12 protein-coding genes and 2 riboswitches are annotated in these 12,252 nt (G+C 40.5%); of the genes, 2 read left to right on the top strand and 10 right to left on the bottom strand.

Annotated features, from left to right (window positions below):
* Positions 1 to 139: 139 nt before the first annotated feature.
* The 3 genes from AC6UD8_RS01625 to AC6UD8_RS01615 all read right to left on the bottom strand — a co-directional run bounded on the left by AC6UD8_RS01625 (position 140) and on the right by AC6UD8_RS01615 (position 3,333).
* On the bottom strand, positions 140 to 778 hold the full coding sequence (locus AC6UD8_RS01625) for a deoxynucleoside kinase (RefSeq protein ID WP_500696526.1): 639 nt from the start codon (positions 776 to 778) through the stop codon (positions 140 to 142).
* Positions 779 to 852: 74 nt separating this feature from the next.
* Positions 853 to 2,328, bottom strand: coding sequence for an amino acid permease (locus AC6UD8_RS01620; RefSeq protein WP_500696525.1), 1,476 nt, complete (start codon positions 2,326 to 2,328; stop codon positions 853 to 855).
* A gap of 106 nt (positions 2,329 to 2,434) precedes the next feature.
* Positions 2,435 to 2,604, bottom strand: a riboswitch (Lysine riboswitch).
* Between the two features lie 63 nt (positions 2,605 to 2,667).
* A complete protein-coding gene (locus AC6UD8_RS01615; protein ID WP_500699265.1) occupies positions 2,668 to 3,333 on the bottom strand; it encodes a phosphatase PAP2 family protein in 666 nt (221 codons plus the stop codon).
* 135 nt (positions 3,334 to 3,468) lie between these two features.
* On the opposite strand from AC6UD8_RS01615, the gene AC6UD8_RS01610 reads away from it, so the two are divergent.
* Both AC6UD8_RS01610 and AC6UD8_RS01605 read left to right on the top strand, forming a co-directional pair.
* A complete protein-coding gene (locus AC6UD8_RS01610) occupies positions 3,469 to 4,320 on the top strand; it encodes a sulfite exporter TauE/SafE family protein (protein ID WP_500693528.1) in 852 nt (283 codons plus the stop codon).
* Positions 4,317 to 4,718, top strand: coding sequence for a DUF1634 domain-containing protein (locus AC6UD8_RS01605; RefSeq protein WP_500699263.1), 402 nt, complete (start codon positions 4,317 to 4,319; stop codon positions 4,716 to 4,718). Before AC6UD8_RS01610 ends, AC6UD8_RS01605 begins: the two co-directional genes overlap by 4 nt.
* A 60-nt stretch (positions 4,719 to 4,778) precedes the next feature.
* Here AC6UD8_RS01605 and AC6UD8_RS01600 read toward each other — a convergent pair whose 3' ends face one another.
* Genes AC6UD8_RS01600 through lysA form a run of 7 tightly spaced genes read right to left on the bottom strand, consistent with a single transcriptional unit; the run spans position 4,779 to position 11,951 of the window.
* The gene (locus tag AC6UD8_RS01600; RefSeq protein ID WP_500699261.1) at positions 4,779 to 5,951 is read right to left on the bottom strand and encodes an aminotransferase class I/II-fold pyridoxal phosphate-dependent enzyme; all 1,173 of its coding nucleotides are present in this window, start codon (positions 5,949 to 5,951) and stop codon (positions 4,779 to 4,781) included.
* Between the two features lie 42 nt (positions 5,952 to 5,993).
* Positions 5,994 to 7,046: an aspartate-semialdehyde dehydrogenase gene (locus AC6UD8_RS01595; RefSeq protein WP_500699260.1), complete on the bottom strand. Its 1,053-nt coding sequence runs from the start codon at positions 7,044 to 7,046 to the stop codon at positions 5,994 to 5,996.
* A 14-nt stretch (positions 7,047 to 7,060) separates the two neighbouring features.
* Positions 7,061 to 7,840, bottom strand: a complete 780-nt coding sequence (dapB, locus tag AC6UD8_RS01590; RefSeq protein WP_500693524.1) for a 4-hydroxy-tetrahydrodipicolinate reductase — start codon at positions 7,838 to 7,840, stop codon at positions 7,061 to 7,063.
* Positions 7,833 to 8,735 (bottom strand): 4-hydroxy-tetrahydrodipicolinate synthase, encoded by a 903-nt coding sequence (dapA, locus tag AC6UD8_RS01585; RefSeq protein ID WP_500699328.1) that lies wholly within the window; start codon positions 8,733 to 8,735, stop codon positions 7,833 to 7,835. Before dapA ends, dapB begins: the two co-directional genes overlap by 8 nt.
* A gap of 10 nt (positions 8,736 to 8,745) precedes the next feature.
* The gene (locus AC6UD8_RS01580) at positions 8,746 to 9,930 is read right to left on the bottom strand and encodes an N-acetyldiaminopimelate deacetylase (protein WP_500699259.1); all 1,185 of its coding nucleotides are present in this window, start codon (positions 9,928 to 9,930) and stop codon (positions 8,746 to 8,748) included.
* The gene (dapD, locus tag AC6UD8_RS01575; RefSeq protein ID WP_500693521.1) at positions 9,930 to 10,637 is read right to left on the bottom strand and encodes a 2,3,4,5-tetrahydropyridine-2,6-dicarboxylate N-acetyltransferase; all 708 of its coding nucleotides are present in this window, start codon (positions 10,635 to 10,637) and stop codon (positions 9,930 to 9,932) included. Before dapD ends, AC6UD8_RS01580 begins: the two co-directional genes overlap by 1 nt.
* Before the next feature lie 3 nt (positions 10,638 to 10,640).
* Complete coding sequence (gene lysA, locus AC6UD8_RS01570) at positions 10,641 to 11,951, bottom strand: diaminopimelate decarboxylase (RefSeq protein ID WP_500699257.1); 1,311 nt, start codon at positions 11,949 to 11,951, stop codon at positions 10,641 to 10,643.
* A gap of 98 nt (positions 11,952 to 12,049) precedes the next feature.
* Positions 12,050 to 12,223: riboswitch (Lysine riboswitch) on the bottom strand.
* Positions 12,224 to 12,252 lie beyond the last annotated feature (29 nt).

Genomic DNA, 12,252 nt, shown 5'->3' with positions numbered 1-12,252 from the left:
TTGCCGTGCGGGATTGGCCGCCCGAAATACGTGCTGGAATTTTCAAATGACAATTTTCACCAACATTGTCTCTCTGTGATTCTACTTAATGGGCACGTCACGTTTATTTGTTGCGTCAATTATACAATAATCTCTTAAATTATCCTAATACTTCTTGAATTTTGTCAGAAAGTCTCTTTAAAACTTTGTTTCTGGCGTCCGCATCTTCGACAAAATCATACTTATCCCCGTTAATCCTAATCTTAGGAGATAAATTATAATCCTCGTACCATTTCGAATATCTCTGGTTTAACTCACGATAATATTCATACAAACTAGCGTCATTATCGATCTGTTCGTATTTTCTTCCACGCTTTTTAATTCTTTTAAGCATCGTATCAAAAGAAATATCAATATAAATCAGTAGGTCCGGTATTTTCTTATATTTACCGTTAGGGATCGGTTCCATCATGTTCTTTAATAAAGAATCATAAATTTGAACTTCTGTTTCAGTTGCTCGACCAAGGTCAGCATTTAGATGAAACAGTAATGAATCTTCAAAGATTGAACGATCCATCACACTGTACTTATCAGAAGAAGCTTCTTTAATGCTGTCCAAACGTTTATTTAAAAAATAAATCTGAAGCAAAAAAGCATACTTTTTTGGGTCTTTGTAAAACAACGGAAGAATCTTATTATCATCAACGGACTCGTAATATGCTGGTGAGTTTAGTTTCTCAGCCAATAATGTCGTTAACGTGGTCTTCCCTGCTCCAATAGTTCCTGATAATACAATCATTTATTTGATCCCCTTAGACTAATTTAAAGAATTTGCAATTGTAATTGTACCATTTAAAAATCATGAATTTAAGACTAGCTTTCATTCTTTTTAATTTCATCCGTATAATCTTCTGAAGGTGAGACATCCACTTTATCGAGAGGAATGATATGGGTATGATGAACAAATTTGTACCCAAAATACAAGATGATAACCAACGGAACACTCATATACGTGACCGCAATCTCAAATAAGTTGAAGTGAGCAAAGGCACCAATATCTTGACCACAAATAACAACGATACACAGGATTAAAGTGATAATTGGACCGACCGGGAACCAAGTCGCATGGTATTTAAGTTCTGAAACTTTGTGTCCTTGTTTTATAAACGCCCTTCTAAACCGATAATGTGAAAGAGCAATCCCGAACCAAGCAATAAATCCAGTCAACCCGGAAGCAGCCACTAACCACATGTAAATCTTAGATCCAAAGATACTTGTCATAAAAGTCAACAACGAAATCACCATGGTTGCTAGGAGCGCTAACACTGGAATTCCACGCTTAGATACTTTGCCAAAAACTTTTGGAGCATAACCTTCATCGGCCATCGAATACAACATTCGCGTTGAGGCATACATCCCAGAGTTGGCTGAAGAAATCACGGAGGTCAAGATGACCGCGTTCATAATACTTGCAGCTCCAGCTAATCCGGCACGTTCAAACACAATCGTGAACGGACTAATGGCAACATCTGAAGCACTTGATCCCAACAAATCGGGACTAGTATATGGAATAATTGCAGCAATCACAACAATTGCCAGAATATAGAATAAAATGATGCGCCAAAATACTTCATGAATCGCTTTTGGAACCGTCTCCCGCGGGTTTTCTGACTCTCCAGCTGTAATTCCAACTAACTCAGTTCCTTGAAATGAGAATCCAGCAATTACGAAAACACTCAGAATGCCGGGAATCCCGTTTACGAAGGGAGCCTGCTTATAGGTAAAGTTCCTCATTCCAATAAAGTGACCACCCATAATTCCAAAAATGGTCAAAATTCCGACGGCTAGAAAGATAAAAATCGTGATCACTTTGATCAAAGACATCCAGAACTCAGTTTCTCCAAACGCCTTGACGGATAAGATGTTAATCAACAAAATCAGTGACAGAGCCGCTAAACTCCAAATCCAACTCGGAAAATGTGGCAGCCAGAATTGCATGACGATTGCCACCGTACTAACGTCAACCGCCACCGTAATTGCCCAGTTAAACCAGTAGTTCCAACCCATTGCAAACCCTAAAGCTGGATCAACGTACTTAGCTGAATATGTAGCAAATGATCCAGAGACTGGCATATTAGTGGCCATTTCTCCCAAACTAGTCATCAAAAAATAAACCATGATTCCCATACATACATATGCTACTAACGCACCACCGGGACCAGCATTGTGAATTGCTCCACCACTAGTCACAAAAAGACCGGTTCCAATACAACCACCAAGGGCGATCATAGACACATGACGAGACTTTAATCCCCGCTTCACCTGTCCGTTTCCATTTTTTTCAGACATAAATTCTCCTCCTAAATAATTAAGAAGAAACCCAATAACAAAACGACAAAGAAAAAGACCCTCTTGAATAACTTCCAAAAGAGTCCACAAATTCTTACTAATCGTAATCTTAGAAAGCTCTCCGTGCAACACACGACAGTCCTTGACTTATTAAATCAAAACCCAACCAATCATTTACCACGTGATCAGTTTCGGCAACTTTCCCTTTCATAAGCCCTCATCGATTAAGTGAATCTCTGGCAAATTACTGATAAAAGTCGCGCCTCTTCTTAGAATTCATATTTCATTATAAGTAAAGTATAAGTGATAAGTTAACGATTATCAATCACTTTCATGAAATTAGTAAATTGTATTCTGAAAAATCTTTGTTGTACTTAGCTCCTTGGCCCACTTTACGTACCCATATTCACAAACTTGAAGCCATGTGTAAGCAATTAAGGCGGCACCAACGGTATCTGAAGGAAAATGGGCATTCAGATAAACCCGTGAGATCATCACTAGGAAAAGAACAATTGCTAAAATAGTTCTAATAATCCATTTAGTTGATTGTCGATTAATCATTGGAACCACTATGATCCACAGGACGCTAATCACTAGAAAAGCTCCTAAAACATGTCCACTAGGATAACTAAAGCCAGTGTCCCCCGGCAAATGCATTGAAGGACGGGGCTTGGCTACGATGTGTTTAATCACAAATCCAATGGCATCTCCACCAAAAACCAGTACCAACGAAAAGAATGCCGGTATTTTATACTTAAACCACCACAACAAAACAGCAATTATAAGTATCCACACAATATCCATCTTGGGACTCGCGACAAAACTAATCATTGTGAAAATGGTTTCTTCAAATGAAGACGGGTACCCTTGAATGGTTCCAATTATCATTGAATCTAAAAAGTCAACGTAGCCAAAACTCATTTTGACTCCAATCGTCAGGATTAACGATAAGAGAAACGCAATTGTTAATTTGTACGGACGACTAACGTCCCTTCCAATCATCATAAATGCCATACCTCCAAGAATTCATATAAAAAAAGTATAACATAATATCGATTAGCCGATTGAGAGAAGCACCAAAATCGCCGTGATTAGTGTGATATAATTGCACCATGAATTTTACAGATTGGAGTTTTATTAATGATTCATAGCCTTATTATCATGTTACTGGTAGGAGTTTTTGCGGGTGTTCTGGGTTCAATCCTAGGAATCGGTGGTGGGATGATCATTACACCGGTTTTAACCATCGGATTTAATCTCGACATTAAGTATGCGATTGGTGCAAGTATCATTGCCGTGATTGCTACCAGTTCAGGAGCAACGATCGCCTATCTAAAAGACAACGTCTTAAACTTACGGGTAGCCATGTTTCTAGAAATTGCTACTTCCATTGGGGCCGTTGCCGGTGCTTTACTAACTGGAGTGATCAATCCAATCTTTCTCTACATTTTATTTGGCCTGTTACTCTTCTTTTCCGGTTTAAATATGGTTAAAAAGATTTGGGGCAAACAGGTTCAAACGAATACAACCAGTGAAGATAAAATTGCAAAAGAACTCAAGCTAAATGGTTCTTACTACGATAAAAACCTAAAAAAGCAGATTGACTATAAGGTAACAAACGTTCCAGCTGGTTTAACCGTAATGTTTGGTGCTGGAATTGCCAGTGGTTTACTGGGAATTGGATCAGGTGCCTTTAAGGTGATTGCGATGGACACTTTCATGAAGATGCCACTCAAACCATCAAGTTCCACCAGTAATTTAATGATGGGGGTCACGGCAGCAGCGAGTGCCACCATTTACTTTTTTAACGGATCAATTTTGCCTCAGATTGCCGTCCCACTGGCGCTTGGAATTATCGTTGGAGCAACCGTCGGGTCACGTGTGATGCAAATCATGCCTTCCAAATTAATTCGAATTATTTTTATTCCCATCCTAATTTACCTTGGCGTTCAAATGATTCTTAAAGGATTTGGGGTGAACTTCTTATCATGAGCACTCAAAATAATGTAAATCAAAGTGAGAAAAATCAAAAAGCTGAAAATATTCGAATCGAAAAACTTATCGGAAAAATCATGCGTATTGGAGTGATTGTTTCTGTCATCATCATGGTCTTTGGACTTTTCTTGTACCTTGTTACCGGAACAACGGGGTTTGGCAGTCACTATTACCTAACTTCCTTTGGTCAACTGCTAAAGGGAATCATTCAATTAAAACCCTATTCCATCATGATGTTAGGCGTTTTTGCTTTGATCCTAACGCCGGTTCTAAGGGTGGTCGTATCAATCTATTCATTCTATAAAGAACACGATAAGATGTACGTCATCATTACTACCATCGTCTTCATCATCTTGATGATTAGTTTTTTCCTTGGAACGTACCTGCACCTTTAAACAATTTTAAACAAAAGCGGAATTAGACATTTGTCTAATTCCGCTTTTTTAATAATTACATTAACTTAAATAATTTCCCATCCGACTTAGTGCTTCCTTTAAATCGTCACTAGAAGCAGCGTAGGAAATCCGAACGTGGCCTTTACCACCGTCACCAAACGCTGATCCGGGAATTACCCCAACTTTAGCGTTTTGCGCTAAATCCTTGGCAAAACGAACGTCATCATTTCCATAATTTGCTGGAATTTTTACGAAAATATAAAACGCTCCGGTAGGATCAATCGGATCAAGCCCCATCTTCTTTAGCCGGAAAATGGCCTCATCCCGATTCTTTTGGTATTCATCTCGCATCGAAAAAGCATCATCCATTCCATTCTTAAGTGCCTCAAGTGCACCATACTGAGCAGGGTCTGATGGTGAAGAAACTAAATAACCATGCATCTTATTAGCCTGAGTGATAAATTCAGCGGGCCCAACCGTGAACCCCAGTCGATAACCAGTCATTGCGTGAGACTTAGACACTCCATTAATTACAATCGTTTGATCAGGTAAATACTCTGCCAGTGAATGATGTTTAATACCATAGGTTAACTCACTATAGATCTCATCGGTAATCACAAAGAGTGAATGTTGTTTCAGAATTGGGACAAGGTCTTTTAACTGCTCTGGTGTGTATTCAACCCCCGTTGGATTATTTGGATAATTTAAGATCAACGCTTTAGCACCGGGATGATTTGAGAGTGCCTCATCCAATTCTTTAGGTGTTAAAACAAAATCAGAAGTGGACGTATCAATAAACACGGGTTTCCCACCAGTAAAACGTACTAATGACTCGTATAGGGGATAGAAAGGTGCTGGAATCAAAACTTCATCGCCAGGATTAACCGTGGAAAGAATCGACGAAGCAAGCGCTTCGGTTGCTCCCATATTAACCATTACTTCAGTATCAGGATCATACTTTAAATTATATTTCTTCGCCATAAAGTTGCTGATGGCATCTCTTAAAGATTTGATTCCTTTATGAGGAGAATAATGCGAGTGGTTATCTTCAATACTCTTCATCATTGCTTTTTTAACGTGTTCAGGGGTGTTAAATCCTGGTTCTCCCACCGATAGCATAATCAATCCGTCAATATCAGATATCGACTCCGAAAAAGCTCGAATTGCTGATGGTTGCAGTTGAGTTAAATTCTTGTTAAACCGATTTTGCAAGTTTTCATTTAACGTAGGCATGTTAATCCTCTTCCTTATCATCATCGTCAAGAAATTTAATCATTAAATTAAATCTCTTTTAACTAATTCTTCGCCAATTTCAACCGTATTTAGTGCAGCACCCTTTAATAAATTGTCGGCTACCACCCACATATTATAGGCATCACCATTTTCTTGGTCCGGTCGAACTCTTCCGACATATGTATCTTCTTTGCCAGCAGCGTCGATTGGTTGTGGGTAGAGTTGTTTTTTGGGATCATCTTTAAGAGTTACTCCCGGAGCATCATTTAAAATCCTTTGGATCTTTTCACGACTGGCGGCTTTTTCATCCTTGACCGTGAAATAAACTGACTCACCGTGACAAATCTCCACTGGAACTCTGACACAGGTAGCGGTCACCTTAATATCTCCAGAATCCATATCATTCAGCATGATTTTCTTCGTTTCGTGAATCATCTTCCACTCTTCGTGAGTATAACCGTCTTTTTCAAACACATCGATTTGGGGCAAGAGGTTGAATGCCAATGGATAATGTTCCTTTTCACCTTTGACTGGGAAAATGTGAGCATCCATCTTTTTGCCATCAAGGTGTTCTTGCGCTTCATCTTTTAATTCATCAAGTCCACTCTGACCGGCACCTGAAGCAGCTTGATAAGTGGAAACAATAATTTGTTTTAACCCAAACTGCTTTCTAATCGGCTCTAACGCCACTACCATTTGAATAGTGGAACAGTTTGGATTGGCAATGATCCCGTGATGATTCTCTAAAGCATCTGGGTTCACTTCTGGCACAACTAAGGGGACATCCGGGTCCATTCGAAACGCACTCGTATTGTCAACCGCAACAGCACCACGCTTCACGGCTTCCGGTAACAACTTTTTGGAAACCGAACCGCCAGCTGAAGCAAGGACTAAATCAACACCGTTAAATGAGTCGGGAGTGGCCTCTTCAACGGTTAATTCGTCACCTTGATACTCGAGCTTTTTCCCAGCGGATTTTTTAGAAGCCAACAATTTCAGACTTTTAACCGGGATACTTGATTCAGCTAACTTATCCATGAGACGTGTTCCAACGGCACCAGTGGCACCTAAAATTGCGACATTATACTCTTTCATTACTACTTGCCCCTCTATAAAATATTTTCTAATCCAACAACTAACCCATCTAAACCGTCAACTCTCTCAATGGCAACCCTTAAACCATTCATAAATGAATCACGATCAAAGGAATCTTGACGAATGGTGAGTGCTTCACCATCTCCGCCAAACAGCACCTGTTCATGAGCAACATATCCAGGAAGCCGAACGGAATGAATCGGAACTCCATCATACTCAGCTCCGCGAGCACCCTTTAGGGTTTCCTCAGTGGATAAAGCTTTGGGTCGTTTCTTTCTTCCCTCACTGATTAACTTGGCCGTATTAATGGCGGTCCCAGACGGAGCATCCTTTTTATCCTGATGATGCATCTCGATCACCTCTGCATTAGGGAAATATTGAGCTGCCTCTTTAGCAAATTTCATTAACAATACCGCTGAAATTCCAAAGTTCGGCGCAATAATCCCACTCACATTTTCATTGTCCGCTAATTTTTGCAATTCAGCTAGTTGATCATCACTTAACCCACTGGTTCCAATAACCGGATGAATCCCATGATCCAAGGCAAATTTAGTGTTTGGATAAGCTGCTTTTGGAACCGTAAAATCAACCCAAACGTCTACATCTGGTCCCTTAATCTGATCAAAATCGTTATAAACTTTTACGTCTTTTGGTAAATCATAACTTTCAGGACTCAAATCGTTCGCTTTCGGGTCATATACGCCTATCAAATTAAAATCACCATTCTTTTCAATCATCTTAACGGCCTTTTGGCCCATTGAGCCACGAAAACCCGCTACTAATACTTTAATCATTTAAAATGTCTCCTAAAGAATCAACGCCTAGTGCTTTTGCCAATTCTTTTTTCTCATCTTGATTTAGGGTTGCAATTGGTAAACGACAACCACCCACATTTAAACCATTAGCATTTAAAGCAGCTTTAGTTGGTGACGGGGAGGGATACATAAATAAAGCTTGCATCTTTGGCGTTAACCAACGCTGTAGTTTCCCGGCAGCTTTAAAGTCACCTTGATCTAAATCATCATACATCGCTCTCAATTGCTTACCATAAACATGGGAAGCAACCGAAATCACTCCATCACCACCAAGCATCTTAGTTGCTAGTGATTGTGGATCTTCACCACTGTAAACCAGAAAATCATCTGGAGTGTTGGAAATGATGTATTCCATATCAGGAAGTGAGCCACACTGCTTAATTCCAGCAATGTTATTGTATTCGGATAATTCCACGACCGTTTCCTTATTCATGTTCACGCCCGTTCGTCCAGGAATGTTATAGATGATGATTGGTTTATCTGAATGATCGGCAACGTACTTAAAGTGTTCCTTCATGCCCCGTTGGTCGGGTTTGTTGTAATAAGGCACAACCACCAAGCCATAATCAATCCCATCTAATTGCATCACTTTCTGGTTAAACTCAGCCGTTTGTCGGGTATTGTTTGAACCAGTCCCTGCAATTACCGGATACTGATCGCCCACAATCTTGCCAAATTCACCGTACAGTTTTAATTTTTCGTCTTCAGATAATGTCGGAGTTTCACCAGTCGTTCCGCCGACCACAAATCCATTGGTCCCCGTATCGACCAAATGTTTAATCAGCTTCTTAAGCCGTGTAATATCAACCTCACCGTCATTGCCAAACGGGGTGACGATGGCCGTTAATAAATCCGCTTTTTCTACCATGATTATGATTCTCCCCCTATTTTTTTGTTCCTTGTTGCATTCGATAATTCAAAAATCCGATAATGGCTCTACTTCCAATCGCAATTGCCTTTGGATTGGGGGTAAGCGTCGCCTCATGAAGCTGAGACTTTGGGTCACCAATTCCCAACCAAAACATTGATCCGGGGATTTTTGACAACAAATAACCAAAATCTTCTCCCGTCATTGCGGGCATCGTGTTAATAAAATCAACGTTTTTTTGCTTTTCCATGTAATCAATAAAATTACTGGTTAACTTCGGATTATTCTCGACTGGCAAATAACCGCCCTGATTCAGGTTGAGTTTAACCTGACAGTCGTAACTCACTGAAATCCCATTAGCGACTTCTTTTAACCGCTTATCAATCAACTCAATCATTTTCTGGGTCAGACCCCGAATCGTTCCTTCAATTCGAGCATGACCAGCGATCACATTTCGAATGGTACCGGCTTCCATTTTTCCAAAGGTAACAACGCCGCCTTCAATCGGATCAACACTCCTTGATACAATCGTCTGAACCTGATTAATAAACTGACTGGCGGCCACAATCATGTCGTTTGCATCCTGCGGATAAGCAGCATGACCACTTTTTCCGATCAGGTCAACGTTGACCTCGGTTGTCCCAGCGAACAGTGTACCCATCCGACAACCGATTGCCCCAACCGGAAGCTGGGGGTTGTCATGTAGACCATAAAATTCATCTGGATGCCACTTCCCGGTAAAAATACCATCCTCGTATGCCACCTTACCGCCATTTTCACTTTCTTCAGCTGGTTGAAAAAAAACTAACAAATTATCTTGGGGTTGATGAGCAGCATAGTAATTCAAGATACTCAACGCAACCGTCATGTGGATATCATGACCACACGCATGCATCACACCATCATTTTTTGACACAAACGTTAAATTCGTTTTTTCCTTAACTGGTAACGCATCAATATCCGTTCGGTATCCAATAGTACGCTTGGGATCAGTTCCATGGACCAGCACCAAAATCGCAGTTGGTAACTTTTCTGGTACATTAACTTCCATGTAGTCCGTTTTAAACTTATCAATGACTTCTTTTAGATATTCATGGGTCTGAAATTCATGCATTGCTAATTCTGGAATTTGGTGAAGATGACGATAAATTTCAAGGAGATCATCGTCACTCAACTTGGTCGGGTTATTTGACACATTCATCACTTCCTTAAGTCGTCTTCAAGTTTAGTCTTAGACTTGGTCTGAGTGTCGATGTCCTTGATCTTTTTAGCAGGAACCCCGGCTACCATGGTATTAGGTTCAACATCATGCAAAACCACTGAGCCAGCAGCAATCACTGCACCCTCACCAACATGAACGCCTTCAATCACAACCGCATTAGCACCAACTAAGACGTTATCGTCAATTCGAACCGGTTTAGCACTAGCTGGTTCAATCACACCGGCCAAAACAGCACCAGCACCGATGTGACAATGCTTTCCAACGATCGCACGACCACCCAGGATGGTCCCCATGTCAATCATAGAATCATCACCAATCTCAGCTCCAATGTTGATTAAAGCTCCCATCATTATGACAACATGCTTTCCAATTGAGACCTGATCACGAATAATAGCACCAGGTTCGATCCGAGCGTCTAGGTTCTTGGTATCAAGTAATGGAACGGCAGAATTTCGTGCATCACTTTCAATTTCATAACTACTGATTAATTTTTTATTCTTTTTAAGAAATTTAGAAACGTTAGCCCAGTCGCCAAAAATGACACCAGTTTTGTTAGTGGTAAAATTCTCAATTCCCTTAGGAAATTTGATTTTTCCTAACTTACCTTTCAAATAAACCTTGACTGGGGTCTTTTTGTCTGAGTTAGAAATAAATTTAATGATTGACTGTGCATCTAATTGTGCCATCTTCTAGTTCTCCTTTAATTTCTTATCTAAGTGGATCAGGTCCGCATAACTCTCACGTTGGACCGCTAACTGTGCTTTACCATCTTCAACAAACACAACGGCTGGCCGTGGATTTCGATTATAGTTGGAAGCCATTGAGTATCCGTAAGCCCCGGTGTTGAAGATTACAAAAATGTCTCCCGGTTGGCTCTTTGGGAGCGGTTGATTCTTAATCAAGATGTCACCTGATTCACAGTATTTCCCGGCAATTCGGATGGTTTCAACCGGCTTTCCATCAACATTGCCTGCAAGAGCGCCTTCATAGTCTGCTTCATATAAAGCTGGACGAATGTTATCACCCATCCCGCCATCAACGGAAACGTACGACTTAATCCCGGGGACATCTTTTCTGGAACCAATCTTGTACAAACTATAACCCGCTGACCCGACGATTGAACGTCCCGGTTCAATCCAAATTGATGGAGTTGGTAAATCAGCCTCAGTCGTTTTTTCTTTAATCTCATCCACAATGGCTGAGACGAAGTCCTCTGGGGCGACGGGATGTTCTTCATCGGTGTATTGAATACCAAAACCACCACCAACGTTGATTACTTTCGCCGTGTAATCAAAATCATCATGCCAGTGCTTCATTACGTCAACAAGTTTATCGGCAGCTCCCACAAAGCCTTCGGGTGAAAAAATCTGAGACCCAATGTGAGCATGAACCCCTTTCATATTCATTCGCTTCTCAGAAAGGACCTTTTGTAAAGCTTCATCAGCTTGTCCTGATGCCAGATCGAACCCAAACTTACTGTCGACCTGACCCGTTTGGATGTACTCATGAGTATGAGCTGAAATACCAGGGGTAATCCGTAACATCACGTCGATGTTTTTATCTTGCTCTTCTAGCACGTCGTGGAGTAACTCAATTTCATGGAAATTATCCAACATAATCGTTCCCACTCCGTTTTTGACAGCCATCGTTAGTTCGTCTTTTGATTTATTGTTGCCGTGAAAACTGACCCGTGCCATCGGAAAGTCAGCTTGAAGTGCAGTGTACAACTCGCCACCGGAAACTACGTCAATTCCAGCTCCCTCTTGCTTCACAATTTGATACATTCCAACCGTGGCAAACGCCTTACTAGCATAATTAACCGAGTATTTAACTTTACGGTCCTCAAAAACCCGTTTAAATTTTTCAATTTGACTCCTGATCTTACTAACGTCATAAACCTCTAGGGGTGTTCCATATTCTTTTGCTAAATCACTGGCCTTAATCCCACCAATGTACAAATCATGATTTCTTATATCTTGCTTATCAATAACCGACTTCATCTCGCACCTCTTAAATAATTTATAAAAAAAGATCTTTTTGCTCAGGAGTTGAACAAAAAGATCTAAAAATAATTAATTTGACATTATTTGATCAAATATTCTTGAATAGCTCCCCGCAGAATATCTGCGACAGTCCGCGATTTATTAAATCACGTCCCAGCACCAGTGCCACTACTCTGACAGAGTGCTTCGGCAAACAACCCTTTCACTAACTTCTTCGACGAGTAAATCTCCATTAGCTAATCTTGTTACCTGCAACCTCTATTTAAATTTGTTAAAAATATAACCCATTTTGACCTGT

The organism is Fructilactobacillus sp. X1R3C1 (assembly GCF_059901545.1).
This window is presented reverse-complemented; position numbering and strand designations above follow the sequence as displayed.

Coding starts and splice junctions, on each gene's coding strand:
- AC6UD8_RS01625 (WP_500696526.1), bottom strand. CDS start 778: ATGATTGTATTATCAGGAACTATTGGAGCAGGGAAGACCACGTTAACG.
- AC6UD8_RS01620 (WP_500696525.1), bottom strand. CDS start 2,328: ATGTCTGAAAAAAATGGAAACGGACAGGTGAAGCGGGGATTAAAGTCT.
- AC6UD8_RS01615 (WP_500699265.1), bottom strand. CDS start 3,333: ATGATGATTGGAAGGGACGTTAGTCGTCCGTACAAATTAACAATTGCG.
- AC6UD8_RS01610 (WP_500693528.1), top strand. CDS start 3,469: ATGATTCATAGCCTTATTATCATGTTACTGGTAGGAGTTTTTGCGGGT.
- AC6UD8_RS01605 (WP_500699263.1), top strand. CDS start 4,317: ATGAGCACTCAAAATAATGTAAATCAAAGTGAGAAAAATCAAAAAGCT.
- AC6UD8_RS01600 (WP_500699261.1), bottom strand. CDS start 5,951: ATGCCTACGTTAAATGAAAACTTGCAAAATCGGTTTAACAAGAATTTA.
- AC6UD8_RS01595 (WP_500699260.1), bottom strand. CDS start 7,046: ATGAAAGAGTATAATGTCGCAATTTTAGGTGCCACTGGTGCCGTTGGA.
- dapB (WP_500693524.1), bottom strand. CDS start 7,840: ATGATTAAAGTATTAGTAGCGGGTTTTCGTGGCTCAATGGGCCAAAAG.
- AC6UD8_RS01580 (WP_500699259.1), bottom strand. CDS start 9,930: ATGAATGTGTCAAATAACCCGACCAAGTTGAGTGACGATGATCTCCTT.
- dapD (WP_500693521.1), bottom strand. CDS start 10,637: ATGGCACAATTAGATGCACAGTCAATCATTAAATTTATTTCTAACTCA.
- lysA (WP_500699257.1), bottom strand. CDS start 11,951: ATGAAGTCGGTTATTGATAAGCAAGATATAAGAAATCATGATTTGTAC.